Raw genomic sequence first — 26314 nt, forward strand, 5'->3', positions numbered from 1 at the left:
GACCGCCGAGACCGCGCTGCGGCGGACGGCCGCCGCGACGCGCTGGGCCATCTGAAGGACGGCGCCGCCGGCTCCGGCGGCCTCGGCGGAGGACCTGGGCCCGTGTCTCCTAGCGGGCGCCCGTCAGGAACTCCCCCAGCCCTGTCAGGAGCCGGTCGACGTCCTGCGCGTCGTTGTAGGGCGCGAGGCCGACGCGGAGGCCGCCGGTGTCGCCGAGGCCCAGATGGCGGGAGGCCTCGATGGCGTAGAAGGAGCCGGAGGGGGCCTGGACACCGCGCTCGGCGAGGAAGGCGTAGGCGTCGGTCGTGGAGTGGTGCTCGAAGGTCAGCAGCAGGGTGGGGGTGCGGTCGGCCGCCCGGGAGTGGATCGTGATGCCGGGAAGCGCGGCCAGGCCCTTGTCGAGCTGGGTGCGCAGGGTGTCCTCGTGCGCTTCGAGCGCCGCGAAGGCCGCGGTCAGGCGCTCGCGCCGGGTGCCCGTCGCCGTCGGGTCGAGGCCGGCCATGAAGTCGACCGCCGCCCTGGTCCCGGCGAGGAACTCATAGGGCAGGGTGCCCAGTTCAAACCGTTCGGGGACCGCGTCGGAGGAGGGCAGCAGCTTGTCGGGGCGCAGGTTCTCCAGCAGCTCAGGACCGGCGGCGAGGACTCCGTGATGGGGTCCGAGGAACTTGTACGGGGAGCAGACGTAGAAGTCCGCGCCGAGCGACTCCAGGTCGACCAGGGTGTGAGCGGTGTGGTGGACACCGTCGACATAGACGAACGCGCCCACCTCGTGCACGAGTTGGGAGATCACCCCGATGTCGGGGCGGGTGCCGATCAGGTTGGAGGCGGCGGTCACGGCGACCAGGCGGGTGCGGTCGGACAGTACGGCGCCGATGTCGTCGGGGGTCAACTCGCCTGTGGCCGGGTCGAAGTCGACCCAGCGCACGGTGGCACCGACCCGCTCGGCGGCCTGGACCCAGGGGCGGATGTTGGCGTCGTGGTCGAGGCGGGTGACGACGACCTCGTCGCCGGGTGACCAGGTGTCGGCGAGGGTGCGGGAGAAGTCGTAGGTGAGCTGAGTGGCGCTGCGGCCGAAGACGATCCCCCTCGGGTCCGCGCCCAGCAGGTCGGCCATGGCCCGGCGGGCCCCGGTGACGAGGCTCTCCGCGTTGCGCTCCCCCAGCGTCACGCTGCCCCGGTTGGACAGCGGGTGCGCCAGGGCGTCGGCGATGGCGTCGATCACCGGCCGGGGTGTCTGGGTGCCGCCCGGGCCGTCGAAGTGGGCCGTTCCGGCGGCCAGGGCGGGGAACTGGGAGCGGAGGGCGGTGATGTCGAACGTCACGAGAAGCTCCTGTACGGGTGCCGGGCCGGAGCCCTGAGTCAACCTCATCTTCCGGCCCCCGACGAGATCACCCCCTGCGCCACCACCGGAGAAAGCGAGCCTTTTCGGCCATCATCCTGACGTGCACCTGCCCACATAGGGCGATCGGTGGCACCCTGCGCGCAGAACGGTCACACCCTCCGACCCCCACCGCAGAAGGAGACCGCGTGATAGGCAGACTTCGTGCCGCCCTGGTCGGCGCAGCCGCACTGCTGACCGCCGGCGTCCTCACCACGCCGGCCGGCGCCGCCCCCGACCCGGGAACCGTCTCGCTCACCGCGCAGCAACGCGCCCAGGCCTTCTGGACCCCGGAGCGGATGCGCCAGGCGACTCCGCTGGACGTCCTGTCCGTCGACCGCTCCGAGGTGCGGGCGGCCGAGCCTCGTAAGGGCGAGAAGACGCTCATCGCACCCAGTGCGCCCGGATCCTCCGTCGGCATCCAGGCGTTTCCGAGCGGCGGCGGTCAGTGGACCGGCGGCGGAGCGGTCGTGCAGACCGCCGGGCGGGTGTTCTTCACCTACCAGGGCCGGACGGCCTCCTGTTCCGGCAACGCCGTCACCAGTGCCAACAAGTCCACCGTCCTCACCGCCGGGCACTGCGTGAAACTGGAGGGCGCCTGGCACACCAACTGGGTGTTCGCGCCCGGTTACCACGACGGGCAGACGCCGTACGGCACCTGGTCGGCGTCCAAGACCCTGTCGACCCCGCAGTGGACGGCGAGCGAGGACATCAACTACGACGTCGGCGCGGCCGTGGTGGCCCCGCTGAACGGGCAGTCGCTGACCGATGTCGTCGGCGGTCAGGGTCTGGCGTTCAACACCGGCTACAACAAGGCGATGTACGCCTTCGGCTTCCCGGCCGCCGCCCCGTACGACGGCCAGAAGTTCATCTACTGCAGCGGCACCACCTACCGCGACTTCCTGCTCTCCAGTGACCACGGTCTGACGTGCAACATGACCGGTGGCTCCAGCGGCGGCCCCTGGTTCACCCAGTTCAACGAGGCCACCGGCACCGGACTCCAGTCCTCGGTGAACAGCTTCAAGTACAACTTCCTGCCGAACGCGATGTACGGCCCGTACTTCGGCGCGGACGCGCAGAACCTGTACCAGACGGCCCAGTCGTCCTGAGCCGCTCCTGACGGTACGAGCGCCGGCCGGTCCCGAACGTCCCGGGGCCGGCCGGCGTCGTAGCAGTAACCGTCTTCGAAGGGGCCGCCATGAACCTCGTCCGCTCGCTCTTCTGTGTGGCCGTGCTGGTGGGCGGCCTGGCCGCCTGCGGTGACGAGGCGGAGCCGGCCGCGCCCGCCTGGGAGGAGCCCGCCTCGTACACGTACACGCTGACGTCGAGCGAGGGCGAGCGCGCCCTCATCGGCACCTTCCGGATCACGGTCCGCGACGGCGAGGTCACCAAGGCGGTCGGCCTCGACGACAGCGCCCGTCGGGTCGTACGGCAGCAGCCCGACGAAGTACCCACGCTCGGCGCGCTGTTGGAGGAGCTGGAGCAGGCGCGGGGCGACGGCGCGGACACGGCGGAGGCCCAGTACGCAGCCGACGGACATCCGACCCGCATCGAGATCGACTGGGAGAAGAACGCCGTCGACGACGAGGCCCGCTACGACATCTCCGACTACGCACCGGCCGCCGGCTAGCCCTACAACTGCTGGATGTTCCCGCCGAGTTCGGGGCGGAACTTCTTCAGCAGCGCCTCCGGGGCACTGACCACCCAGCGGGTGCCGACCAGGTACTTGCCGCCGTAGATGGAGGCGGCGTCGAGCCAGGTGAGCTTGAACCGCTCCTCGGGGAAGGTGGTGATGAGGAAGTCACCGTCCTTCCCGTGGCACACGCCTTCCCTCAACTCGTCGGCATCCGTACGGATCTTGACCTCGCAGCCGACCAGCCCGGCGATGACCTCCACCTTCGCGGGTGCCACGACACCGGCGGAAGGGGCAGCAGTCACCTTGGTGCCGCTGCTCACCTTGGACTCGTCGGACCCTCCCGCGCCGCACCCCGTGGCCAGGGTGAGCAGGGCCAGCCCGCCCGCCAGTAGCAGGCGGGCGGTGAGCGGACTGCGGGCGCGCTGGGACACGTACCTCTCCGTTTCGCGACGTCGGCCGGACGTATGCCAGGAGGTACGGGTGCCAGGCGGTGGGTGTTCAGTTCAGTCCGGCCGAGGTCAGCCACTCCTTGGCGACGTCGCTCGCGTCCTCCTTGTCGTTGACGAGCTTCTTCATCATGTCCAGCAGGTCCTGTGTGGTGAGCTTGGCGGAGACCCCGTTGAGGGCGCCCTTGGCCGTGTCGTTCACCGCGTCCTTGTAGACCAGGGGCGTGACGTTCTGCGAGGAGAAGAGGTTCTTCGGGTCCTCCAGGACCACGAGCTTGTCCTCGACGATCGCGGGGTCGGTGGTGTAGATGTTCGCGGCCTGGACCTTGTCGTCCTTGAGCAGCTTCAGCAGGGTGCTCTGCGCGCCCGCGTCGAGCGGCTGGAACTTGCCGAACTCGACGCCGTAGACCGTCTTCAGGCCGACCCCGCCCTGGGTGCGGGTCTTGAACTCCGAACCGGCGCCGATCGTCCAGTCCTTCGCGACGGACTTCAGGTCGGCGAGGGTCTTGAGGTTGTACTCGGCGGCCTTCTCGGCGGTGACCGTCACCGAGTCCTTGTCCTGGGCCTCGGCGGAGTCGAGGATCTCCACCGAGGACGGCAGCTTCTGCTTCAGCTCGGCGTTGATGTCCTCGGTGCTGGTCGCGGTGCTGTTCTTGTCGACCGCCACCGCCAGCAGGGCGCCGTTGTACTCGGGGAAGACGCCGATGCCGCCCTTGACGACCTGGTCGTAGTAGACCTCGCGGGCCCCGATGTCGAACTTGCGGGTCACCTTCAGGCCCTTGGCCTCCAGTGCCTGCGAGTAGATCTCGGCGAGCAGCTGGTTCTCGGGGAAGTTGGCGGAGCCGACGACGATCGACTTGCCGTCGCTGTCGGCGCTGCCGCCGGCCAGCGGGTTGTCGTCGCTGTCGCTCCCGCCGCCGCAGGCGGTGAGGGAGAGCGCGGTGATCAGGGTGAACGCGGCGGCTCTGGAAATGCCTCGCATGGGTGGTTCCTTTCTCACATGCCTTACATGCCTTACATGAATCAGGACTTCGGCACCGCGACCCTGAGGCCCGGTGAGACGATGACGCGCCGCAGCGCGGTGAAGGCGACCTGCACGACCAGCGCCAGGGCGACGACGACCGTGGAGCCGCCGATGACGAGCTCGTAGTCGTTGCGGGAGAGGCCGTCGACGATGAAGCGGCCGAGGCCGCCGAGGCCGGGGTAGGCGGCGACGGTCGCGGTGGCCACGACCTGGATCGCGGCGACCCGCAGCCCGAGGAGGATCAGCGGCAGCGCCATCGGCACCTCGACCCGGGCCAGGACCTGCCACTCGGTCATACCGACCCCACGCGCCGCGTCCCTCGTCGCGGGGTCGACACCCCGTACGCCCTCGAAGGTGTTGATGAGGATCGGCGGTACCGCGAGCGCCACCAGCGCGACCAATACCGGCGTGGTGCTGAGCCCGGCGAGCGTGACGACCAGCACCACCAGACCGAAGGTCGGCACGGCCCGCGCGAGGTTGGCCACGCTGGCCACGGCGAACGCCCCGCGCCCGGTGTGCCCGACGAGCAGTCCGAACGACAGCCCGATCAGGGCGGCGAACAGCAGTGAGAGACCGCTGTAGGTGAGGTGCTCCACGAGCCGGGCGGGGATGCCCTCGTCGCCGTGCCACTGCCGGGACGAGGTCAGCCAGTGCCAGACGAGCTCGGTCTGGTTCAGGAAGTCGTTCATGCCTTGCTCCGGGACCAGGGGGTGAGCAGCCGCTGGGCCAGCACCAGCAGGGCGTCGGTGGCGAGCGCGAGCAGCATGATCAGCGCGATCGCGGTGACGATCGGTGTCGGGAAGTCGAGCTGGAGGCCCCGGATGATGTAGTAGCCGAGGCCGCCCTGTCCGATGAGCTGTCCCACGGCGACGAGGCTGATGGACGAGACGGCGGCGACCCGCACTCCGGCGATGACGACGGGCACGGCGATGGGCAGATCGACCTGGACGACCCGGCGCACCGGGCCGAAGCCCATCGCGGTGGCCGCGAGCCGGACCGGTTCGGGGACCGAGGCCAGTCCGTCGACGACGTTGGGGACCAGCACCGACAGGGTGTAGAGGGTCAGCGGGATCAGCACGGTGCGCTCGGTCAGTCCCGTGTACCTCACGAAGATCATGAACAGGGCCAGCGACGGTATCGAGTACAGGATGTTGGTCACGGTCAGCACCGGCGGATACAGCCACCGCCAGTGCCGGCACGCGATCCCGAGCGGCACCGAGATGATCAGCCCGAACAGCACGGGCAGCAGGCCGAGCCGGAGGTGGACGCCGGTGTAGTCGGCCAGTTCACCGGCGTGGTCGGCTATCCAGCCCCAACGGACCAGTGGCTCACCGTCGTTCATCGTTCACCCCGCCGCTCAGCTCGTGCGCGTCCACCACTCCGGCGACCGCGCCGTCCGCGTCCACGGCCACCGCGAGCCGGGCGGGCGACAGGAGCGCGGCGTCCAGGGCCGCCCGCGCGGAGTCGCCGGCGAGGCTGAAGGTGTGGCCGAGCTCCTTCAGCGGGGCGTCCGCGAGGGTGCCGCCGTCGGGGAGTTCGGCAACCGCGGCCCAGCCGAGGGGCCGCCCGCCGTCGGCGACGACGAGGATCCAGGGCTCTTCCGCCGCCCGGGCCTTCGCCACGGAGGCGGTCGCCGGCAGCACCGGCCCGTCGCGCAGCGGTACCTCGCTCGCCTTGACGAAGGAGAGCCGGCGGATGCCCCGGTCCTGTCCCACGAACCCGGCCACGAAGTCGTCGGCGGGGTGGGCGAGCAGCCGCTCGGGGGTGTCGAACTGGGCGAGTTTCCCGCCGGTGCGGAACACCGCGATGTTGTCGCCGAGCTTGATCGCCTCGTCGATGTCGTGGGTGACGAACACGATCGTCTTGTGCAGCTCCTTCTGGAGCCGGATGAACTCCGCCTGGAGCTCGGCCCGCACGATCGGGTCGACCGCGCTGAACGGCTCGTCCATCAGCAGCACCGGCGGATCGGCGCCCAGCGCCCGGGCCACCCCGACGCGCTGCTGCTGTCCGCCGGAGAGCTGGTTCGGGTAGCGGCCCGCGAACTCGCCGGGCAGGCCCACCAGTTCGAGGAGTTCGGCCGCCCGCGCCCGCGCCTTCTTCTTGTTCCAGCCGAGCAGCAGCGGCACGGTCGCGATGTTGTCGAGGATCGTCCGGTGCGGGAACAGCCCCGCGTGCTGGATGACGTACCCGATGCCGCGGCGCAGCTCGGGCGCGTTGACCTCCCGGATGTCCTTGCCCCGCAGGCTGACCGTCCCGGAGGTGGGCTCCACCATGCGGTTGATCATGCGCAGGGTCGTGGTCTTGCCGCAGCCGGAGGGGCCGACCAGGACCGTGATGCCGCCCTCGGCCAGTTCCAGGGACAGCTCGTCCACGGCCGTGGTGCCGTTCGGATACTTCTTGCTCACCGCGTCGAATCTGATCAAGACTGCCCCTTGCCCGCCTGCATATGGTCATGCAGAGTCCCCGGTGACTGAATGACGCGTCAATGGCGTTTCGTGAACGGCGCGTTACGTTCGTACGAAATCAGCAACTGCGCAGCTCAGAAGCGCGGAGAGGCTCCCATGGAACCGATCTGGTTCACCTTCCTCAACGGCACGGACATCGCACGGCTGGAACTCACCGACGCCGAGATACTCGACGCCGTCGAGGCGGGGCTGCGCGCCCAGGGCCTCGGCGAGACGGTGGTCGAACCGCGCGTCCACCTCACGCCGGATCCCGCGTTCAACGGGCATTTCAACGTGCTCCGCGGCTATGTCGCCCCGCTGTCGCTGGCCGGGGTCAAGATCGTGGGCGACTACGTGGACAACTACCGGCGGGGGCTGCCGTCCGAGATGGCGCTGCTCAACCTGTTCGATCCGCGCACCGGCATGCCGGCGGCCGTCCTCGACGCCACCGCGCTCACCGAGATGCGCACCGGCGCCCTGACCGCGCTGGGCGCACGCCATCTGGCCCGCCCGGACGCCAAGGTGCTCGGACACATCGGGGCGCGCGCCACGTCGTACTGGAACGTCCGTCTCCTGGACCGGATCTTCGACCTGACGGAGATCCGCGTCCACTCGCGTCGCCCGGAGAGCCGCCGGGCCTTCGCCGAGCGGCTGGAGCGCGACCTCGGCAAGCCGGTGGTCGTGACCGAGGACTGGAAGACCTGTGTCCAGGGCGCGGACATCGTGGTGGAGGCGTCCCGACTGGAGCGTCCCGAGCCGCTGTTGAGGACCGAGTGGATCGCGCCCGGCGCCCTGGTCGTGCCCTACGGGACGAACAGCGCCGTCGAGCTCGATCTCACGGACGTCATGGACAAGATCGTCGTCGACGACTGGGGGCAGGCGCACGCGGGACCGTTCGGAGCGCTGCGCGCCCACGTCGACTCGGGCAGGCTCAACAAGGGCAATCTGCACGGGGAGTTGGGCGAGATCGTCGCCGGTCTCAAGCCGGGCCGGGAGAGCCCCGACGAGACCAATCTGTTCTGGCACCGCGGTCTGTCGCTCTCCGACATCGCGCTGGGTGCGGCGATGCTCAGGAAGGCCGAAGAGCTCGGTGTCGGACAGAAGTTGAGGTTCGCGTGATCGCCGTCGACGGGCGGACGCTGACGTACGGCGATGTCGTCGCCGTCGCGCACGGATTCGAGCGAGTCGCCTTGTCCGAGGGTGTGTTGGAGCGACTGGAGCGTGACCGTGCCGTCGTCGAGGACGTCGTCGACCGCGGGATTCCCACGTACGGTCTGACGACCGGGCTGGGCACCCGCTCCTCGTACGCGCTGCCGCGCGAGGAGCTGGAGCTGTTCAGCGTCCGCACCGTCCGGGGACGGGCGAACGCGGTGGGCGGTCCGCTGCCGGTGCCCGTGGTCCGCGCCGCCCTCCTCGCGCGGGTGAACGGCATCGCGGGCGGTGGGAGCGGGGTGCGCCCCGGGACCGTGCGGCTGCTGGTGGACATGCTCAACGCGCGCGTGCACCCCGTCGTCCCCGAGGTGGGGTCGATCGGCGCCTCCGACCTGTGCCAAATGGCCCATGTCGGCCTGGTCGTCATCGGAGAGGGCAGCGCGGAGCACGGGGGCGAGGTGCTCGAGGGCGCGACCGCGCTGCGGCGGGCCTCTCTCGCGCCGGTCCGCCTGGGGCCGAAGGACGGGATCGTGCTGTGCGGGGCGAGCCCGCTGGCCGCCGGGCAGGGTGCGCTCGCGCTGCACGAGACGGCGGCTGTCCTGCTGCTGGCCCAGGCGGTCACGGCGCTGACGTACGAGGGATTCCGGGCGAACACGAGCCCGCTCGACCCCCGGGTGCTGGGCCTGCGCCCCGCGCCGGGCCAGGCCCGTGCGGCCGGCGAGCTGCTCGCCCTGCTCAGCGGCGGTGAGCTCCCGCGGAACGCCCGGCGCGTCCAGGACCCCGTCAGTCTGCGCTGCTCGGCGCAGGTGCACGGGGCCGCGTACGCGGCGCTCGACTTCGCCTCCGCCGCGCTGCACCCGGAGCTGAACGGCTGCGGCGACAACCCCGTCGTGCTGGCCGGCACCGGCGAGATCCTCTCCTCCGGCAACTTCCACACGCCCGCCCTGGCCCTCGGCCTCGACACCCTGGCGCTGGCGCTGACCCAGACCGCGGCCCTGTCCGCCGAACGTATGCGACGGCTGCTGGACCCGGCCGTCAGCGGCCTGCCCGCCAACCTCTCGCCGTACGGCCCGGAGCGCTCGGGCTTCGCGCCGCTGGCCAAGACGGCGCAGGCGCTGGTCGCCGAGGTCCGCATGCTGTCCGTCCCGGTGTCCACCGACCCCCGGCACGGCGCGGACGCCGTCGAGGACGACTCGACGAACGCGTTCCTGGGGGCCCGGCGGCTGGCCACGATGCTCGACCGGCTGCGCCTGCTCCTCGCCGTGGAGGCCGTGGTCGCCGCGCAGGCCGTGGACCTGGCGGCACCGCCCGCACCGGGGCGGGGCCCTGAGTTCCTGCACCGCGCGATCCGCGCCGTCGTGCCGCCGCTGGAGGACGACCGGCCCTGCGGGGTGGACGTGGAGGCGGTGGCCCGCGAGATCCTGAGTGACGAAGACGTCCGGAGCACGCTGCGCGCCTGGGTGGGAGAACTGTCATGAACGTCGACGTGCACCAGCATCTCTGGACCCCGTCCCTGGTGGCGGCCCTGCGCTCACGCCGTGAGCCGCCGTATCTGGACGGCTGGACCCTGTACCTGGACGGGGAGCCGCCGTACGGCATCCCGCCCGCCGACCACGACATCGCCCGGCGTGCCGAACTCGCCGGCGCCGACGGTCTGGGGCGGGCGCTCGTCTCGATGTCGGCCCCGATCGGTGTGGAGTGGCTGCCGGCGGCCGAGGCACGCCCCCTTCTCGACGCCTACCACGAGGGCGCGGCGGCCCTCCCCGAGCCGTTCGGCGCCTGGGCCGCCGCATGCGTGCGGGACATCGACGCGAAGGCCACGGCCCAGTACCTCGACGGGGGCTTCGTCGGCCTCCAGCTCCCGGCCGACGCCCTGCTGGACGCCGCCGGTTACGCGCGCTGCGCCCCGCTGCTCGATCTGCTGGAGGAGCGCGGCCTGCCGCTCTTCGTCCACCCCGGGCCCGCGCCCGGCGGGTCGGAGGGGCCCGGCTGGTGGCCCGCGATGGTGCCCTACGTCCAGCAGATGCACGCCGCCTGGTTCGCCTTCCGCGCCTTCGGCCGCCCCCGCCACCCTCGCCTGCGGGTGTGCTTCGCGCTGCTCGCCGGGCTGGCCCCGCTGCACGGGGAGCGGTTCGCGGCCCGGGGCGACGGCTCGGCGGCGGTGGATCCGGATGTCTTCGTCGAGACGTCCTCCTACGGTCCGCGCTCGGTCGACGCCGTGGTCCGCGCGCTCGGGGTGGACGCCGTCGTCCAGGGCTCGGACCGGCCCTACGCGGAACCGCCGCAGCATCCCGGGTTCGGTCTGGGCGGGGCCGCGGCCTATGCCTTCCGGATCGCGAATCCGCGGCGGCTGCTGACCGGTGGAGGGCGCTGAACCGGGGTGAGGCGTGGCGGGCGCCACCTGTCAATGTTGTGCACTTTCTTGACGGCGGTCACCTGAGAGCCTAGTTTCACGGTGTCCTTCCCCCGGTCAAGGGAGACCGCGATGCCCTCGTCCCCCGTCGCATCACCCTCCACGGCCGCCGAGCGGACCCGACAGCTGCGCATGGTCGCGGCTTCCGGGCTGCTCGGTACCGCCGTGGAGTTCTACGACTTCCTCGTCTACGGCACGGTCGCCGCGCTCGTCTTCGGCGAACTGTTCTTCCCCGGCGCCGATCCGGCCGTCGGCACGATCGCCGCGTTCGGCACCTTCGCCGCCGGCTATGTCGCCCGTCCGCTCGGCGGCATCCTGTTCGGGCACTTCGGCGACCGGCTCGGCCGCAAGTCGATGCTGCTGCTGACCATGGGTCTGATGGGCGGCGCCAGCTTCCTCATCGGCCTGCTGCCCACGTACGACACGATCGGCGTGTGGGCGCCGGTCCTGCTGATCGCCCTGCGCGTCGTCCAGGGCATCGCCATCGGCGGTGAGTGGGGCGGCGCGACCCTGATGGTCGTCGAGCACGCCGGAGAGCGCCGCCGCGGCCTGTGGTCCAGCTTCACGCAGATGGGAGCCCCGCTCGGCTCCCTGCTGTCCACCGCCGTCGTCGCCTACGTCGTCACCCTCCCCAAGGACGACTTCGCGGCGTGGGGCTGGCGGGTGCCGTTCCTGTTCAGCGTCGCCCTGCTCGGCGTCGGCCTGTTCGTCCGCCTCAAGGTGGTGGAGAGCCCGCTCTTCGCCGAGGTGAAGAAGGACCGCGCCGAGTCCCGGCTGCCCATCCTCGACGTCCTGCGCCGCCCGAAGCCCGTGCTGCTGGCCTGCGGTGTCGGCATCGGCGCCTTCACCGCACAGTCGCTGCTGACCAGCTACATGATCGCGTACGCCACCGGCATCGGGTACGCCCGGCCGCAGGTGCTCAACGCCCTCACCGTCTCCGCGTGCGTCGCGCTGGTCGTGCTGCCCTGCGCCTCCGCGCTCTCCGACAAGGTCGGCCGCCGCCCGGTCGTCCTCGCCGGAGCCATCGCCTCGGCCGCGCTCGCCTTCCCGGTCCTGGCGCTGGTCGACTCCGGGTCGCCCGGGCTGCTGATCCTCGCCGTCGTCCTCGGCCACGGCATCGCCCAGTCCACGATGTACGGCCCGCTGGGCGCGCTGCTCACCGAGATGTTCGGCACCAAGGTCCGCTACACCGGAGCCTCCCTCGGCTACCAGGGCGCCACCCTCGTCGGCGCCGGCTTCTCCCCCATGATCGCCACAAGCCTGGTGGCCGGAAGCGGCAACAGCACCCCCGTGGCCCTGCTGCTCTGCGGCGGCGCCGCCATCACCGCGGTGACCGTCTGGTTCGTCCGCGAGACCAACCGCAGCACCCTCGGCGACTCCGCGGACCGCCCCGCCGCCCCCCACCCGGAGGAGATCACCGCATAAGAACCGGCTCCGCCGGGCCGCCGTCGCCGCGCTCCCCACGCGGTCGACGGCGGCCCGGCGGACGGCTCAGGGAACCGCCGGCGGGGGCGCTACCCCTGCCGGGCCGACGGGCCCACGGCCGCGGTCTCACGCGCCACCGCGACGATCCGCGCCCGCAGGAGCTCGGCACAGCGCCGCATGTTCTTGTCGGCGACCGGCGTGTCCGGCAGCCGGCAGGCGAACTGGAGCCCCTCGGGGACCCGGGTGACCCACGCGCACACCTGGTCGCCGTACGACACCCGGATCAGCCCGTACGCCTTCAGCTCCTGCCAGCGCTCGGCACCGGGAATGGCGCGCGAGTCGACGTACGAGAGGATCGAGTACAGGTCCGGTGAGGTGGGCCGGAAGTCCGCGCCCAGGAGGCGCAGGACGCGGGCCAGCGGCATCCGGGACAGTGCCCGGGTGTCCCGCAGGGCGGCCCGGACCAGTTCCAGGGTGGCGTCGAAGTCCGCGGCCCGCTCCACCGGAATCTCGACGGGCGCGCCGCCCACGTACCAGCCGACCGAGTCGGCCCAGCGGGACTTGACCCGGGTGTGGAAGGGCACGACGGTGCGGTACACGCTCACACCGCTGATCTCTCGGGCGGCGAGCGCGACGGCCGCGACGACGCCGACGAGGCTGCCGCCGTAGGGACGGCAGTACGCCTCGAAGGCCGCCGCGTCCGCGGCGTCCACGAGCATCTCCTGGACGAACCTCTGCTCGGGCAGCGGACCTTCGGGGTCCAGGCCGAGATCGACGGGGAAGTTCGGCAGCCTGCCGTCGCAGCGTGCGATGAACTCCCGCCAGCGGCCGACGACTTGGTGGGTGTCGTCGATCCGGTCGGCGTCGGAGCGTTCGTCGGCGCAGAAGTCGACGTAGCTGGCGACCGGTTCGGGCGCGACGGTGCGCCCGTCGAGACCGGCCGCGTACAGCTCGTGGATCTCGGCGGTGATGCGGTGGATCGAGTACGCGTCCACGTTGCTGTGGTCGAACGCCATGTACACGCTCGCGCCGTCGTCCCGTACGACGGCCGCGAAGAGGAAGTTGGGCCAGGTGAGCGCGTCGGCGGCGACATCGAAACGGTCCTGCAGATACCGGGTCAGCGTCACCGCGTCCGCGAACTCGCCGATGTCCTCGCGGTGCAGGGCGACGGCCCCGGCGTCCAGGGTGAACCGCCGCATCTCGTCGCCGGCCCATCTGAAGCCGCTGCGCAGCGTCTCGTGGCGCAGCATCCAGGCCTCCAACGCGCCCTGGAGCACGTCGAGTTCGACGCGCCCGGGGATGTCGAAGGCGGTCCCGAGCCAGGTCGGCACGAACAGACCGTCCTCCCGCACCGTGCGTGCCGTGCGGATGTGGGACTCCTGGACGTACGCCGGTGGCCTCGCGTCGTCCGGCAACGCCCGCGCCGCGCCCACCGACGCCGGATGCAGGGTCCACTCCACGAGCCTTCCGGGCCGGATCTCGCACCGCTGGAGGTCGGTCATGCGCACAGGGCTCTCCGATCATCGCTCACCGCGTGGAGAGATCAACGAGCGGACGGTCCCGAAGCAACGCGACTGGAGGCTGACGCTCCGGTACTCCGGCCGTTCCGGGGATGGTGTTCGCACCGGCGCGCGGCAAGGATGCTCCCTCGCGCGGCACTTCCCGTCGTACGACATCGGCGCACCGCGGACCGGAGGGCCTCCCGATGGGATCACACGCAGCACCGAACGGCCGTAGGCGCGCTCTGCTGGTGTCCATGGGGCTCGTGCTCCTGGCCGCCGTCTTAGGCATCCCCCGTGCCGACGGAGCGGCGGGGGAAGCGGGTGCGGCCGACGCCTGCCGGACCACCGGCACCGCCCTGCCCCGCGGCGACTGCGGGCCGTTCTGGCAGGTCCTCGCCGAGGACTTCAACGGGGACCGGGTGCCGCTGGGCTCGTTCAGCGACTGCGACCACCATGCCGACACCTCCGCCGCGTACTGCGGGGGCCTGCGCGGCGCCTACCGGGACAACTGGTGGGCCTATCCGACCGGCTGGCGGGACACGGCCAATGACCGCGGCCGGCAGGTCGTCGGTGTCTACCACCCGGAGGACACCGTGAGCGTGGGTCCCGCGGAGAACGGCGACGGACGGATGTTCATCCGTATGTGGCGACCCGCCGACGGGGGTCCCGTGCACGCTGCGGCAGTGGTACCTCGTGCCGTCATGCAGATGAAGTACGGCAAGTACAGCGCCCGTATCAAGGTGACCAAGCTGGCGCCGGGCTACAAGTCGGCCTGGCTGCACTACGGCGGGGGCTGCGAGATGGACCACCCCGAGGGTGAGTGGACCGGCGATCTCACCGCCTTCCACCATCCGTGCGGCGGGGGCGAGCAGGGCTACTTCCCGGGCAGCGACGACTGGACCCGGTGGCACACGGTCTCGACCGAGTGGACGCCGGGCCATGTGCGGTTCTTCGTGGACGGCCGCCAGGTGGGGCACGACACCCGCGAGGTGCCCAAGCAGCCCCTGTCCTGGGTGCTCCAGAACGAGAGCGCCCTGCAAGGCCCCGGCGCGGCTCCGGGCAGCAGCGCCCAGCTCGACATCACCTGGGTCGCCGCGTACGCGTACGACTGGAAGTGATCCCGCGCGTCAGTCGGTGGGGGCCTTCTCGTCGAAGCTGGCGAAGTACGCGGCGGCCATGTCCTCGTCGCCGTGGCCCTGCGCGGCGGCACGCTCCAGGCGTTCCGCGCTCGCGGCGGCCACGTCGAGCCGGACGCCGTTGCTTTCGCCGGCCTCGACGATCAGACGGGCGTCCTTGGCCGCGGTCGTCACGGCGAACTGGGCCGGGGACAGCTTCTCGTCGAGGATCAGCGCGGACTTGGCGCGCAGATAGCCCATGTCCAGCGGGCCGCCCGCGATGGCGTCGAAGAAGTTCTGCGGGTCGACGTCGAGCGCCTTGGCCAGGGCCAGCACCTCGCCCACCGCGTTGGTGGTCGCGATGACCCAGCTGTTGGCGACCAGCTTCAGCCGGGTGGCGCTGCCCTCGGCGCCGTCCTCGCCGGTCCACACCGTGCGGGCGCCGACGGCGTCGAGGACCGGTGTCACCTGCTGCCGTCCGTCCGCCGGCCCCGCGGCGAGGACGAGGAGCTGTCCGGCCTCGGCGGGCCGGCGGGTGCCGAGCACGGGGGCGTCGTAGAAGACGAGGTCGTGCTCGCGGGCGAAGGCGGCCAGCTCGGCGACGCCCTGGAGGCCGGCGGTGGTGGACTGCACCCAGGCGGCGCCGGGGCGCAGCGCGGCGGCGGCCTGCCGCATGACGTCCAGGGCGGCGGGACCGTCGTACAGCATGGTCAGGACGACGTCGGCGCCCTCGACGGCCTCGGCGGGGGTGCCGGCGACGGCGATGCCGTCGGCGGCGAGCGGTTCGGCCTTGGCGCGGCTGCGGTTCCAGGCGCGGACGGTGTGTCCGGCGCGGGCGAGGTTGCGGGCCATCGCGGCCCCCATGATCCCGGTGCCGAGGACACTCACGGTGAGTTTGTCGGTCATGACGTCAACTTCCCTTGGGAGTGGGGACCGGGTGCGTCCGAAGGCCGGGGTCGCACCCGGAGTGGGGGGTACTTCGAGGCCGCGCCGACGAGGCCGTCCAGCCAGGCCTGGTGACCGTTGAGCATAGGGTTCGGACGCTCGTTCGCGAGAGCCGCCCGGGACTGGTGGTCGCCCCCTATGCGCCGGGTCCCGAAGGAGATACAGGGCGCACGAGTCCCGTCTGGTAGGCGATCACCACGAGTTGCGCGCGGTCCCGGGCGCCCAGCTTCGTCAGGGCGCGTTGGATGTGGCTGCGGACGGTCAGGACGCTGAGGACGAGTTCCTCGGCGATCTCGTCGTTGGACCGGCCTCGGGCGGCGAGGCAGGTGACCTCGCGTTCGCGGGGGGTGAGGTCGTTCAGGCGGTCCGGGGGTGCGAGGAGGGCGCCCGGGGCCGGGGCGGTGAGGAAGCGGGTGATGAGGGCGCGGGTGGCGCCGGGTGAGAGGAGGGCCTCGCCGGCGGCGACCGTGCGGATGCCCGCCAGGAGGGTGTCGGTGGTGACGTACTTGCCGAGGAAGCCGCTGGCACCGACGCGCAGTGCCTTGGCGACGTACTCGTCGGTCTCGAACATGGTCAGGACCAGCACGCGGGTGCCGGCCAGTGCGGGGTCGTCGCAGATCGTGGCGGTGGCGGCGAGGCCGTCCGTGCCGGGCATGCGGATGTCCATCAGGACGATGTCGGGGCGGTGGGTGCGGGCGAGGTCCACCGCCTCCTGGCCGTTGGCGGCCTCGCCGACCACCTCCATGTCCGCGCAGGAGTCGATCAGCAGCCGGAACGTGCCGCGCAGCAGGGCCTGATCGTCGGCGAGCAGGACACGGATGGTCACAGGATTGCCTCGTTCTCGTCCGGGGCGAGGGGGTGCAACGGCAGTGCGGTGGCGACCTCGAAGCCGCCCTCGGGGCGAGGGCCGGCGCGCAGATCGCCGCCGATGGAGTGGGCGCGCTCGCGCATGCCCATCAGACCGTAGCCTCCGCCGGGGACGGACGCCGTGGTGGCCGCCGCCTCGTTGGTGACCGAGATCAGCACACGGGAGTCCGAGTACGTCAGCCGGACGCTCGCCCCGGTGCCCGCGCCGTGTTTGGTGACGTTGGTGAGGGCCTCCTGGATGATCCGGTACGCCGTCAGGTCCACGCCGGGTGACAGCGGCCGGGGCTCGCCCTCGGTGATGACGGTGACCTCGACGCCGGCGGTCTCGCAGGTCGCGATCAGCTCGGGGAGGCGGTCCAGACCGGGGGCGGGTTCCAGGGAGTCGGCGTCGCGGTCGTCGCCGATCTGGCGCAACACCCCTACCGTGGCGCGGAGTTCGAGGAGCGCGGAGGACGTGGTGGCGGTCAGCTCGTCGAGCAGTCTCATCGCCTGTTCGGGATGGGTGGGGGCCAGGTGGCGGGCGGTGCCGGCCTGTGCGTTCGCGATGGCCATGTGGTGGGCGACGACGTCGTGGAGTTCGCGGGCGATCCGCAGCCGCTCCTCGGCGACCCGCAGCCGGGCCTCCTCCTCGCGGGTGCGCTCGGCGTACGCGGCGCGTGCCTGCACCGACTCCGTGTGGGCACGGCGCAGCCGGTCCCGGCTGCCGCCGACCAGGGGCAGCATCAGCCACAGCACGGGGCCCAGCGTGCGCAGCAGGAGCATCCCCGTCTCGTCCGTGGCCATGTCGAACACGGCGGTGGCGACCACCACGGCGATGGTCACGGCACCCCACACCCGCGTGGTCCTGGGGTCGGTGTCGGCGGCGAGCCGGAACAGGGCGATCATCAGGGGGGCGAGGATCAGCGGGGTCACCAGGTAACCGAGACCCACGGTGATCACCGTGCAGACCGTGGCCACGACGAGCGCACCGCGCGGGTAGGTGCGGGCCCTGAGCTGGCTGAGGCAGGAGACGACCGCGAGGACTTCGGCCGGCCAGTCCGCGCGTGGCTGGCTGACGCCCGGGATGGCGATGGACGCGCCGAGGGTCACGGTGCCGAGCAGCCCCAGGACCAGGATCACGTCCGTGGCGGTGTAGCGGCGGTCCGGGCTGGTGGTCATCTGTCTCTCCGGGGGAAGGGCCTGAGCCCCATGGTGGACGACGTACGACGTGCGGGCCGCCCGTGACCTTCGCCACGGGCAGCCCTGGGCGGGACGGTCGTCCCGGTCAGACGCGCGCCCCGACCGGTTCGCCGTCCGGGTCGCAGTCCCGGTCCGCCTCCTCGGCCGCCGGGCGCCGGCTGAGGGCCTCGCCCTCCACGTCGACCCGGGGCAGCCACCGGTCCAGCCACTTCGGCAGCCACCAGGCCCGGTCGCCCAGCAGGGCGAGGACGGCGGGCACGATCGCCATCCGGACGACGAAGGCGTCCAGGAGTACGGCGGTGGCCATGCCGAAACCGATCATCTTGATCATGGAGTCGCTCTCGCCGATGAATCCAGCGAAGACGGCGATCATGATGAGCGCGGCGGCCACGACGACCCGGGCACTGTGCCGGAACCCCGAGACGATCGCCTGGTCGGCCGGTTCGCCGTGGACGTACGCCTCCCGCATCCGCGAGACGAGGAAGACCTCGTAGTCCATGGCCAGGCCGAAGACGATGCCCACCAGGAAGATCGGCATCAGGCTCATGATCGGACCGGTCTGCTCCACCCCGAACACGCCCGCCCCGTGGCCCTGTTGGAAGACCAGGACGACCGCGCCCAGGGCCGCGAGGACCGAGAGCAGGAAGCCGAGCGCCGCCTTGAGGGGGACGAGCAGGGACCGGAAGACCACCAGCAGCAGGACGACGGCCAGACCGACGACGGTGATCAGATACGGCACCAGCGCGGCCTGCACCTTCGTCGCGATGTCGATGTTCAGCGCGGTGGTACCGGTGACCTCGAAGGACGCCCCGGTCGCCGACTCGATCCCCGGGCGCTCGCCCCGGATGGTCTTGACGAGGGTCTCGGTCCGCTCGTCGGTCGGGCTGGTGGCCGGTGTCGCGGTGAACACGGCCGTGTCCCCGGCCTCGTTGAAGCGCGGCGTGGCGACCGAGACGACACCCTTCGTGTCGGTGATGTCCTGGTGGACGGCGTTCACCGCGGCCTTGGCGTCGTCGGTCCCCTCGGCGTCGACCACGATGGTGAGCGGCCCGTTGAAGCCGGGGCCGAAGCCCTCCGCGAGGGCGTCGTAGGCGCGGCGCTCGGTGGTGGAGGTGGACTTGGCCTCGTCGCCGGGCATGCCGAGCTGAAGCTGGGTCATCGGGATCGCGAGGGCGCCGAGGCCCACGACGCCCAGCAGCAGGACGGGGATCGGGCGGCGCAGCACGAACCGGGCCCAGCGGGTTCCGCGGTTGTCCCCGGGGCCCGCCCCGGTGGCGGCGGCCGCGTCGTTCGCTCCGGTCGCGGCCGTCGTCAGATCGCCGGTCCGTACCCGCCGGCCCGCGACGGTCCGCTTCCCCGCGACGACGCGCTTCACGAGCAGGACCCGGCTCCGGGCCCTCGGCTTCGCTGCGCGCTGGGCGCCCTTGCGGACCGCGCCCGACAGCACGGCGTTCGGCCAGAAGCCGACGAGTGCGGGGACGACGGTCAGGGCGATGATCACGGCGACGACCACGGCACCGGCGGCGGTCAGGCCCATCTTGGTCAGCATCGGAATGCCGACGACCGTCAGACCGGCCAGGGCGATGACGACGGTCAGGCCCGCGAAGACGACCGCCGAACCGGCCGTACCGACCGCGAGACCGGCCGCCTCCTCCGGCGCGTGCCCCCTGTCGCGTTCCTCGCGGTAGCGGGAGACGACGAACAGCGCGTAGTCGATGCCGACCGCGAGGCCCAGCATCATCGCCAGGGTGCCGGTGCTGGTGGACAGCCCGAACGCGTCGGCCAGCATGGTGATGGTGAACATGCTGACGCCGACACCGAGGATCGCCGTCAGCAGCGGCAGTCCGGCGGCGGCCATCGAGCCGAAGGTGATCAGCAGGACGAGGGCGGCGACCGCGATGCCGATGATCTCGGCGACCCCGCCGGGACCGCCCCCGCTGTCCATGGCGCTGCCGCCGGTCTCCACGCTCAGGCCGCTCTGCCGGGCCTGGTCCGCGGCCCTCTCCACCGCCGTCCGGCTGGCGTCGGTGACCTCGGACGACGCCACCTTGTAGGTGACGGTGGCGTACGCGGTCGAACCGTCCTCGCTGACCGCCTTCGTCTCGAAGGGATCCGCGACAGTGGCCACCTGCGCGCCGTCGCCGAGCGCGGTCACCGTCTCCTCGATCGCCTGCCTGGTGGCGGTCGCGGTGACCTTGTGCCCGTCGGGGGCGACGAACACCACCCGGGCGGTGGCTCCGTCGGCGGCGGCTCCGGGGAAGCGCTCCTGCATCAGGTCGTACGCCTTCTGCGACTCGATGCCCGGCATCGAGAACTCCTCGTCGGAGGCGCCCGGCGCCTGGAGGGCACCCAGCCCGACGGCGGTCAGTACCGCCAGCCATATCAAGGCGACGTAACCGCGCCGCCGGAAGGCCAGCCGGCCCAGTCGATACAGAAAAGTAGCCACGTCAGGGAACTCCGCATCTGCTCTCGTTTACCCGATCAGGCTGTCGTGGCGGACCCCCTCCCGTCGTCGTGCGGCTACTGGCACTGCCGACTACCGCAGCCGGAGGACCCTCTACTGAAACCGCAGTACATGTCCGGGCCGCCGGGTCCTGCGCCGGGACGACATCCACGCGGTCGGACAGCGGGGTCTGACATCATTGCGGCTCGATCGTGCGGTCACCGGGAGACACCGTGAAGCGAGGTACAGGACGGAGCGGCGGCTCCGCGGCGCCGAACAGTATGGATGTGGCGCGTCTCGCCGGGGTCTCCCAGAAGACGGTGTCGAGGGTCTTCAACGAAGAGCCCTATGTCTCCGCCGAGGCCCGCAAGCGCGTCCTCGAAGCCGCGGAACAGCTCGGTTACCGGCGCAACAACGCCGCCCGGGCACTGGCGTCGGGGCGGACGCGGTCGATCGGCGTGATCACGCTCGGCACCGCGCTGTACGGGCCCGCGTCGCTCCTCATGGGCGTCGAGCGGGTCGTCCGGGACACGGGGTACGCGCTGCGCGTGGTCAACACGGTGGAGGGCGACCCGGCCGGGCTCGCCGGTGCGGTGGACTCGCTCCTCGACCAGGGCGTGGACGGCATCGTGATCTCCGAGCCGATCGACGAGCAGGGCGGCGGGGCCGAACCCCTCCGCGTCGACGTCCCGGTCCTCGTCATCGGCGCTCCGCCACCGCCTCTCACCTCCCCGGCGGTGCTGACCGCGGGCGGGGGCGCCGATCTGATGGCCCGCGCCGCCACCGAACACCTGCTGGGGCTCGGCCATGTGACGGTCCATCATCTGGCCGGTCCGCAGCGGTGGTTCGCCGCGCAGGACCGTCTGGAGGGGTGGCGGACGACTCTGACCGCGCACGGGAGGGACGTACCCGCCGCCGTCGAGGGCGACTGGTCGGCGGCGTCCGGGTACGCGGCGGGCCGCGAGTTCGCCCGGGACCCCGAGGTCACCGCCGTGTTCGCCGCCAACGACGACATGGCGATCGGACTGATCCGCGCGCTGACGGAGGCCGGGCGGCATGTACCCGACGACGTCGCCGTGGTGGGCTTCGACGACATTCCGGTCGCCGCCTACGTCACTCCTCCGCTGACCACGGTGCGGCAGCCCTTCGACGCCGTGGCCCACGAGGGACTCAGGCGTCTGGTGCACGCCATCGAGAACCCGGACGCCGATCCCCTGCCGACGAGCGCCCCGCCGATCGACCTCGTCGTCCGCGCCTCGACGGCTCCCCGGCAGGCGCCGACCGGAGCGTGATTGTCCGCGGCATCTCGGGGAACACGGTGGCCGATGAGGTCTCCCAGGACAGCCCCCACCTGTACAGCCGGCGTCTCGCACCCGAGGTGATCCGGCGGATCGAGGACCACGACCGAAAGGCCCCGCTGTGCACTCCGTCCTCGATCTCGCACTCGACTGTGTCGTCGGCGCCCTCGAAAGGACCAGCGGCCCGTCCGGCGTGACCCTGCACCGGTCACCGGATGCCGGGCGTGCCCAACTGGGCGACAGGGCCTTCGAGTTCAACAGTGCGGTGCCCTCAGGTGTCCGGTTCGACCTGCTCACCGACGCCACCGCCATCGAGCTCGATGTCCGGCTGACCGTGGTTCTGCCGCCGGGCATGCCGGCCGCCGGCACCGTCTTCGACCTGGTGGTGGACGGCGAACCGCGCGATCCGGTCGTGGCCACGCGACAGTCGCTGATCTTCCTCGACCCCGTCTCCGGCGACCTGGAGACCCGGCCGGCGGAACCCGTCACCGTTCGCTTCCCGCTCGGCCCCGGTTCCCGTGAGCGCCGTGTCGAGCTATGGCTCCCTGTCGACGCGACGCTCGAACTGCTCGACGTACGCGTGCCGGCCGGGGCGTCGGTGCGTCCGGCTCCCGCGAGCGGCCCGCTGTGGGTGCATCACGGCAGCTCGATCAGTCAGTGCGCGGAGGCGGACCGGCCGACCGGCACCTGGCCGGCGATCGTGGCCCGCGCGGCCGGCCTGTCCCTGGTCAACCTCGGTCTCGGCGGGCAGTGCCATCTCGACCCCTTCATGGCACGCGCCATCCGGGACCTGCCCGCGGACGCGATCAGTCTCGAACTCGGCATCAACGTCCTGAACGCCGACAGCATGCGGGAGCGCACCTTCGTCCCGGCCTTCCACGGCTTCCTCGACACGATCCGTGACGGGCACCCCGACACCCCGATCCTGATCATCACCCCCATCGTCTGCCCGGCCGCCGAGAACCGGCCCGGCCCCACCCTCGTGGGCCCCGACCTGTGCGTGCACACCGTCGACCGCCCCGCCGAGCTCGCCATGGGAGCGCTCACCCTGACCCGCATCCGCGAACTGCTCACGCACCACGTCGAACTGCGCCGCAAGAACGGCGACGACCGACTCCGACTCATCGACGGAACGGCGTTGTTCGGACCCGAGGACATCGCCGACCTCCCCGACGGCCTGCATCCGAACGCGGCCGGCTATGCCCGCATCGCCGAGCGCTTCCTGCCCTTGTCGTTCGCCGGGACCCGTCCCTGTCTTCCGCCGGCGACGTCCCGGTAGTCACGGCGCCTCTCTCCGGCAGAGGGGCCGCCCGACCGGCGCGCCTGCTCCCCCGGGGTCCGCCCCGACCTGGGCTGGACGACGTTCGACCTGGCCGGCCACGACTGGGGCGGCGTGGTGGCCTAAAGGGACCGTCCCGGTTCGAGACCCTCCGAGATGTCAGCCACTGGATCCCCGAGAAGGCGCCCGAGGCGCTGAACCGTCTGCTCCTCGAACACCTCGCCGCCGCCGTCTGACACTCCGTCTCCAGGTAGGCCGACGACCGCCTACCCCCGTCGGACACCACCGGGCACACTGAGGCCGCGTCCCACCACGGGACGGAAGTACAGCACGCCCGATGACCGTTCGGGCCCGCCTCGCACCCGACCTACCGACCTCGGGGAGACTTCGGTGATCAGAGCACGCGGTACCACCACAAGACGTCCACGGCTCGTCGCCTCGGTGCTGAGCCTGCTGGTCGCGACCGCTCTCGCGGTGTCCGACACCGGTGCGGCCACGGCGTCCACCGCACCGTCCGTCACCTCGGTGTCCGGCGCGGCCTCGGCCGTCGAGGAACTGGGCGTCGCGGGAACGAGCTGGGCCGTCGACGAACGCACCGGGACGTTGCGGGTACTCGCCGACTCCACGGTCGCGGACGCCGACCTGGCCCGACTCCGCCGCACCACCGGACGTTTCCCGGGTGCCGCAAGCGTCGAACGACTCGACGGCCGGCTCCGCACCCTCCTCTCGGGCGGCGACGGCATCTACACGGCCGGTTGGCGCTGCTCGGCCGGGGTCAATGTGCAGAGCGGATCCACGTACTACTTCGTCACCGCGGGCCACTGCACCGAGGGCACGACCACCTGGTACACCGGCTCCGCCCTGACCACGACGATCGGTTCCACCACCGCCACCAGTTTCCCCGGCAACGACTTCGGGGTCGTCCGGTACACCAACCCGGCCGTACCACACCCCGGCACCATCGGATCCGTCGACATCACGGGGACCGCGACCGCCTACGTCGGCCAGACCGTCTGCCGCCGGGGAGCCACCACCGGCGTCCGCTGCGGCAGGGTCACCGCGCTGAACGCGACCGTCAACTACGGAAGCGGAGACATCGTCTACGGCCTGATCCAGACCAACATCTGCGCCGAACCCGGCGACAGCGGCGGCCCGCTCTACGCCGGCGACAAGGTCATCGGCATCCTGTCCGGCGGCTCCGGCAACTGCACGGTGGGAGGGACCACGTTCTACCAGCCCATCCAGGAAGCGCTCAGCGCGTACGGGCTGTCCGTCTATTGACCGCGACGCGGTCGGCGAGGGTGTGGGAGGGGGGAGGGGAGTTCGTCGGCGCGGGCGAGGTCGGGCGAGGACGTATGGGGTCCGGGTGAACTGCCCCGTACGACCGTGTCGGGTTGATCAGCACAGTCACCGTGGCCGTCACGCACCCGACGCCCTCGCCCGCCCGCGATCCGCTACGAACGGACCACCCAGTACTAGGACACCGGCGCGGGCCGCGTCTTCGACCCGTTCGCCGCGGTCCCGGCCGCGGCCACCTTGGTGACGGAGCCCTTGCTGGACCCCGCCCGCCTCAACCGCCTGGCCTGGCAGCCCGCCACCGATCCGACGGTGCCCGGCGTCACGGACCTGCTCACCGAGCTCCTCGCCGCCACCTGGCGCCGAGACGACCCGGTCCCTACTGACGTCCCCGCGGGCACAGCGGTCCAGCACACCGCCGACTGGACCCTCCTCCACCAGACACTGCGCACCCTCACCACCGACGCCCTCCACGCCCCTGTCCGGTCCGAACTCCGGTCCACCCTGCGCGAACTCGCCGCGGACCTACGCCAGAAGGACGGCACCCACCACCACGAGGGCGCCGAGTTCCTCACCGCCTACCTGACCGATCCGGCCTCCGTCCGCCTCGACCCACCCCCGCGACTGCCGCCGGGCCAACTGAGACCTGGGCCGGGCCCGGGAGCCGGCCATGGTGGAGACGCGCGACTACGGATCGGTGACGGCGCTCGGGCCCGTGCAGCGCAGCGGAAGGTCGGCGGTCACCCGCGTCGCGCCACACTCCGTGGAGACGGTGAGCACGCCTTCGAGTGTGGTGATCCGGTCGGCCACGTCAGCCAGGTCCGGCAACTCGCCCGCCACCAGGACGCATGCGATCAGCTTCCCGTCACGACAGTCGACGGAGACTCTCGCAGGCCCGTTCTCGCTCAGCCGAGCCACCAGCAGGTACACCGTGGACTCCAGGACATCGGAGTACCGCACGCGCGGGACATCATCGATGCGAAGGTCTCGGGTCTGGCCCAGCGCTTCGAGGGCAACGGCAAGACCGGCCTCCTTGAGCAGGACAGGGTGAAGTCCGCGTGCCAGCCGTCTGAGCTCGGAGATGGCCTGTTCGAGCTCCGCCCGAGCCAGGTCCAGTTGCGGTGCCGGTGCCCTCGCGCGCATCCGGAGCAGCTGCAACCCCAGGGTCAGGCTGACAAGGCGTTGCTGAGCACCATCGTGCAGATCTCGCTCCAGACGGCGCCGTTCCTCGTCACCGGCGGTGACGATGCGCGCCCCTGATGCCCGCAGGGCGGCGAGTTGGGCGAGGCTCTCCGCGTGGAGGCGTTCGTGCTCCAGAGCCATGCGGGCGCCGGACAGGAGGTCGTCGATCGCACTCGGGCTGTCCAGCAGCCCGCGGCGGTGGATCAGCGTAGCGAGGTGTGAGTCACCGTGGCGGAGTGTGGTGGCGGCTCTACCGCGGGGCGGGGGCATGGTGACCGGATGGGCCGCCGCGTCGACGTGGCGGCGGCCGGCGTCCACCGGGTAGGCGATCTGGAGTTCCGGGTCGCCGAGGCGTACGGCGATCGCGTCACGCAATCCGCTCGAGGCGGCCGTGCCACCCAGGTCGATCACCAGACGGGTCAGCTCGCGCCGCCTCAGTCGGGCGCGGACTCTCTCCACGATCAACGCGGCCGCCAGCAAGCACAACGCTCCGGCCTGCGCCTGCCAGAGTTGGCCGTCACGTGCGTCGAAGCCGAGGAAGCCTCGGTCCAGGCTGCGGATGTAGAAGCCGGCCACGGCCGTGAAGTAGCCGAGGGCGCACAGCATCGTCAGCGCTGAGGATCGCCGCGCGGCCCGACTCGAGGTGACCAGACGGCAGGCGAGGAAGACGATGAGCGCCAACAGCCAAGCTGTGCCCGCCTGTACGCCCAGCGCCGCGACACCCTGTGCGCGAGCCGAGGCGTCGGCGACTTCCCACCAGTTGCGTGGGCACCCCGAGCAGCCTTGCGCCCGGGGGCTGAAGTACGCGGCCGTGCCCACTCCTTGTACGCCCACGGTGATCGCGTAGCCCACCGCCGCGAGCGCCCGTGCGGGACGCGACCCGAGGCGGCCACCCGGGTAGGCCAGCGCCAAGTGCCCCACCACCGCCGGGCAGGCCGCGTTCAGGGCGAGACCGAGGGAGAAGACCGCCGACGAGGTTGTCCCTGGGTTGTCCCACTCCTGCAGGAACCAGGCGTATGCCGTGAGGAACAACAGCGGTCCCGTACGTCTCCCGGAAGTCCGCCGACCGAGAACGAGAGCGCCGATCAGCAGGACCCAGCCGGCGCCCAGCAGGGCGGTCAGGCCGTGCGATGTCGTGAGTGCCGTCGAGAACCCCCGCCCCGCCTGGGCGATCACCACGGTGACAAGGCTGAGTACGACTCCCAGCCCGAACAGCAGCAGGCGTATCGGCATCGGCTTCTCTCCGGCGAGCGACGCGCTCATCTGTCAGGACACGATGGTCCCGGGACA

General features: G+C 71.6%; 23 protein-coding genes. 10 read left to right on the forward strand and 13 right to left on the reverse strand.

What is annotated here, in order from left to right; all coding sequences use genetic code 11:
• Nucleotides 1-109 precede the first annotated feature (109 nt).
• On the reverse strand, nucleotides 110-1321 hold the full coding sequence (locus ACFY0U_RS31395) for a cysteine desulfurase-like protein (RefSeq protein ID WP_388641568.1): 1212 nt from the start codon (nucleotides 1319-1321) through the stop codon (nucleotides 110-112).
• 206 nt (nucleotides 1322-1527) lie between these two features.
• Here ACFY0U_RS31395 and ACFY0U_RS31400 point away from each other — a divergent pair, with 206 nt between their 5' ends.
• Nucleotides 1528-2487 (forward strand): trypsin-like serine peptidase, encoded by a 960-nt coding sequence (locus tag ACFY0U_RS31400; protein ID WP_388641570.1) that lies wholly within the window; start codon nucleotides 1528-1530, stop codon nucleotides 2485-2487.
• Nucleotides 2488-2576: 89 nt separating this feature from the next.
• Entirely contained in the window at nucleotides 2577-3008 is a 432-nt protein-coding gene (locus ACFY0U_RS31405) for a DUF6174 domain-containing protein (RefSeq protein ID WP_388641571.1), read from the forward strand.
• A 2-nt stretch (nucleotides 3009-3010) separates the two neighbouring features.
• On the opposite strand, the gene ACFY0U_RS31410 is transcribed toward ACFY0U_RS31405, so the two are convergent.
• The 5 genes from ACFY0U_RS31410 to ACFY0U_RS31430 form a co-directional block, all read right to left on the reverse strand.
• A complete protein-coding gene (locus ACFY0U_RS31410; RefSeq protein WP_388641573.1) occupies nucleotides 3011-3445 on the reverse strand; it encodes a hypothetical protein in 435 nt (144 codons plus the stop codon).
• Nucleotides 3446-3512: 67 nt separating this feature from the next.
• The gene (locus ACFY0U_RS31415) at nucleotides 3513-4442 is read right to left on the reverse strand and encodes a glycine betaine ABC transporter substrate-binding protein (protein WP_388641574.1); all 930 of its coding nucleotides are present in this window, start codon (nucleotides 4440-4442) and stop codon (nucleotides 3513-3515) included.
• Nucleotides 4443-4483: 41 nt separating this feature from the next.
• On the reverse strand, nucleotides 4484-5173 hold the full coding sequence (locus tag ACFY0U_RS31420; RefSeq protein ID WP_388641576.1) for an ABC transporter permease: 690 nt from the start codon (nucleotides 5171-5173) through the stop codon (nucleotides 4484-4486).
• Nucleotides 5170-5826 (reverse strand): ABC transporter permease, encoded by a 657-nt coding sequence (locus tag ACFY0U_RS31425; protein WP_388641578.1) that lies wholly within the window; start codon nucleotides 5824-5826, stop codon nucleotides 5170-5172. Before ACFY0U_RS31425 ends, ACFY0U_RS31420 begins: the two co-directional genes overlap by 4 nt.
• Nucleotides 5813-6907: an ABC transporter ATP-binding protein gene (locus tag ACFY0U_RS31430; protein WP_388641579.1), complete on the reverse strand. Its 1095-nt coding sequence runs from the start codon at nucleotides 6905-6907 to the stop codon at nucleotides 5813-5815. Before ACFY0U_RS31430 ends, ACFY0U_RS31425 begins: the two co-directional genes overlap by 14 nt.
• A gap of 138 nt (nucleotides 6908-7045) precedes the next feature.
• Between ACFY0U_RS31430 and ACFY0U_RS31435 the strand changes: the two genes are divergently transcribed.
• The 4 genes from ACFY0U_RS31435 to ACFY0U_RS31450 all read left to right on the forward strand — a co-directional run bounded on the left by ACFY0U_RS31435 (nucleotide 7046) and on the right by ACFY0U_RS31450 (nucleotide 11918).
• On the forward strand, nucleotides 7046-8047 hold the full coding sequence (locus tag ACFY0U_RS31435) for an ornithine cyclodeaminase family protein (RefSeq protein ID WP_388641580.1): 1002 nt from the start codon (nucleotides 7046-7048) through the stop codon (nucleotides 8045-8047).
• A complete protein-coding gene (gene hutH / locus ACFY0U_RS31440; RefSeq protein WP_388641582.1) occupies nucleotides 8044-9558 on the forward strand; it encodes a histidine ammonia-lyase in 1515 nt (504 codons plus the stop codon). The genes ACFY0U_RS31435 and hutH overlap by 4 nt, the downstream gene beginning before the upstream one ends.
• The gene (locus ACFY0U_RS31445) at nucleotides 9555-10454 is read left to right on the forward strand and encodes an amidohydrolase family protein (protein WP_388641583.1); all 900 of its coding nucleotides are present in this window, start codon (nucleotides 9555-9557) and stop codon (nucleotides 10452-10454) included. The genes hutH and ACFY0U_RS31445 overlap by 4 nt, the downstream gene beginning before the upstream one ends.
• Before the next feature lie 111 nt (nucleotides 10455-10565).
• Nucleotides 10566-11918: an MFS transporter gene (locus ACFY0U_RS31450; RefSeq protein ID WP_388641585.1), complete on the forward strand. Its 1353-nt coding sequence runs from the start codon at nucleotides 10566-10568 to the stop codon at nucleotides 11916-11918.
• 89 nt (nucleotides 11919-12007) lie between these two features.
• Here the strand turns inward: ACFY0U_RS31450 and ACFY0U_RS31455 are convergent, their stop codons facing one another.
• On the reverse strand, nucleotides 12008-13420 hold the full coding sequence (locus tag ACFY0U_RS31455) for a condensation domain-containing protein (protein WP_388641586.1): 1413 nt from the start codon (nucleotides 13418-13420) through the stop codon (nucleotides 12008-12010).
• A gap of 254 nt (nucleotides 13421-13674) precedes the next feature.
• Here ACFY0U_RS31455 and ACFY0U_RS31460 point away from each other — a divergent pair, with 254 nt between their 5' ends.
• Nucleotides 13675-14538 carry a glycoside hydrolase family 16 protein gene (locus ACFY0U_RS31460; RefSeq protein ID WP_388641588.1) on the forward strand — a complete coding sequence of 288 codons (864 nt, stop codon included), beginning with the start codon at nucleotides 13675-13677 and terminating at the stop codon, nucleotides 14536-14538.
• Between the two features lie 9 nt (nucleotides 14539-14547).
• Here the strand turns inward: ACFY0U_RS31460 and ACFY0U_RS31465 are convergent, their stop codons facing one another.
• The 4 genes from ACFY0U_RS31465 to ACFY0U_RS31480 all read right to left on the reverse strand — a co-directional run bounded on the left by ACFY0U_RS31465 (nucleotide 14548) and on the right by ACFY0U_RS31480 (nucleotide 19972).
• On the reverse strand, nucleotides 14548-15441 hold the full coding sequence (locus tag ACFY0U_RS31465) for an NAD(P)-dependent oxidoreductase (protein WP_388641589.1): 894 nt from the start codon (nucleotides 15439-15441) through the stop codon (nucleotides 14548-14550).
• A gap of 175 nt (nucleotides 15442-15616) precedes the next feature.
• The gene (locus ACFY0U_RS31470; protein WP_388641591.1) at nucleotides 15617-16306 is read right to left on the reverse strand and encodes a response regulator; all 690 of its coding nucleotides are present in this window, start codon (nucleotides 16304-16306) and stop codon (nucleotides 15617-15619) included.
• Nucleotides 16303-17505, reverse strand: a complete 1203-nt coding sequence (locus ACFY0U_RS31475; protein WP_388641593.1) for a sensor histidine kinase — start codon at nucleotides 17503-17505, stop codon at nucleotides 16303-16305. Before ACFY0U_RS31475 ends, ACFY0U_RS31470 begins: the two co-directional genes overlap by 4 nt.
• 106 nt (nucleotides 17506-17611) lie before the next feature.
• On the reverse strand, nucleotides 17612-19972 hold the full coding sequence (locus ACFY0U_RS31480) for an MMPL family transporter (protein ID WP_388641594.1): 2361 nt from the start codon (nucleotides 19970-19972) through the stop codon (nucleotides 17612-17614).
• Between the two features lie 278 nt (nucleotides 19973-20250).
• On the opposite strand from ACFY0U_RS31480, the gene ACFY0U_RS31485 reads away from it, so the two are divergent.
• The 3 genes from ACFY0U_RS31485 (at nucleotide 20251) to ACFY0U_RS31495 (ending at nucleotide 23827) form a co-directional block, all read left to right on the forward strand.
• A complete protein-coding gene (locus ACFY0U_RS31485; protein ID WP_388641903.1) occupies nucleotides 20251-21261 on the forward strand; it encodes a LacI family DNA-binding transcriptional regulator in 1011 nt (336 codons plus the stop codon).
• A gap of 127 nt (nucleotides 21262-21388) precedes the next feature.
• Nucleotides 21389-22546 (forward strand): SGNH/GDSL hydrolase family protein, encoded by a 1158-nt coding sequence (locus ACFY0U_RS31490; protein WP_388641596.1) that lies wholly within the window; start codon nucleotides 21389-21391, stop codon nucleotides 22544-22546.
• 390 nt (nucleotides 22547-22936) lie between these two features.
• Nucleotides 22937-23827 (forward strand): S1 family peptidase, encoded by an 891-nt coding sequence (locus tag ACFY0U_RS31495; RefSeq protein WP_388641598.1) that lies wholly within the window; start codon nucleotides 22937-22939, stop codon nucleotides 23825-23827.
• A 194-nt stretch (nucleotides 23828-24021) separates the two neighbouring features.
• On the opposite strand, the gene ACFY0U_RS31500 is transcribed toward ACFY0U_RS31495, so the two are convergent.
• Nucleotides 24022-24180 (reverse strand): hypothetical protein, encoded by a 159-nt coding sequence (locus ACFY0U_RS31500; protein ID WP_388641599.1) that lies wholly within the window; start codon nucleotides 24178-24180, stop codon nucleotides 24022-24024.
• A 349-nt stretch (nucleotides 24181-24529) separates the two neighbouring features.
• On the reverse strand, nucleotides 24530-26287 hold the full coding sequence (locus ACFY0U_RS31505) for a sensor histidine kinase (RefSeq protein ID WP_388641600.1): 1758 nt from the start codon (nucleotides 26285-26287) through the stop codon (nucleotides 24530-24532).
• Between the last annotated feature and the right edge of the window lie 27 nt (nucleotides 26288-26314).

Origin of the sequence: Streptomyces sp. NPDC001536, assembly GCF_042894505.1 — a bacterium.
Lineage (GTDB): Bacteria > Actinomycetota > Actinomycetes > Streptomycetales > Streptomycetaceae > Streptomyces.

Excerpts from the sequence above, each read along its gene's own strand:
- ACFY0U_RS31445 (WP_388641583.1), top strand. The coding sequence starts at position 9,555 with ATGAACGTCGACGTGCACCAGCATCTCTGGACCCCGTCCCTGGTGGCG.
- ACFY0U_RS31435 (WP_388641580.1), top strand. The coding sequence starts at position 7,046 with ATGGAACCGATCTGGTTCACCTTCCTCAACGGCACGGACATCGCACGG.
- ACFY0U_RS31505 (WP_388641600.1), bottom strand. The coding sequence starts at position 26,287 with ATGAGCGCGTCGCTCGCCGGAGAGAAGCCGATGCCGATACGCCTGCTG.
- ACFY0U_RS31460 (WP_388641588.1), top strand. The coding sequence starts at position 13,675 with ATGGGGCTCGTGCTCCTGGCCGCCGTCTTAGGCATCCCCCGTGCCGAC.
- ACFY0U_RS31455 (WP_388641586.1), bottom strand. The coding sequence starts at position 13,420 with ATGACCGACCTCCAGCGGTGCGAGATCCGGCCCGGAAGGCTCGTGGAG.
- ACFY0U_RS31465 (WP_388641589.1), bottom strand. The coding sequence starts at position 15,441 with ATGACCGACAAACTCACCGTGAGTGTCCTCGGCACCGGGATCATGGGG.
- ACFY0U_RS31420 (WP_388641576.1), bottom strand. The coding sequence starts at position 5,173 with ATGAACGACTTCCTGAACCAGACCGAGCTCGTCTGGCACTGGCTGACC.
- ACFY0U_RS31485 (WP_388641903.1), top strand. The coding sequence starts at position 20,251 with ATGGATGTGGCGCGTCTCGCCGGGGTCTCCCAGAAGACGGTGTCGAGG.
- ACFY0U_RS31425 (WP_388641578.1), bottom strand. The coding sequence starts at position 5,826 with ATGAACGACGGTGAGCCACTGGTCCGTTGGGGCTGGATAGCCGACCAC.
- ACFY0U_RS31415 (WP_388641574.1), bottom strand. The coding sequence starts at position 4,442 with ATGCGAGGCATTTCCAGAGCCGCCGCGTTCACCCTGATCACCGCGCTC.
- ACFY0U_RS31450 (WP_388641585.1), top strand. The coding sequence starts at position 10,566 with ATGCCCTCGTCCCCCGTCGCATCACCCTCCACGGCCGCCGAGCGGACC.
- ACFY0U_RS31405 (WP_388641571.1), top strand. The coding sequence starts at position 2,577 with ATGAACCTCGTCCGCTCGCTCTTCTGTGTGGCCGTGCTGGTGGGCGGC.
- ACFY0U_RS31475 (WP_388641593.1), bottom strand. The coding sequence starts at position 17,505 with ATGACCACCAGCCCGGACCGCCGCTACACCGCCACGGACGTGATCCTG.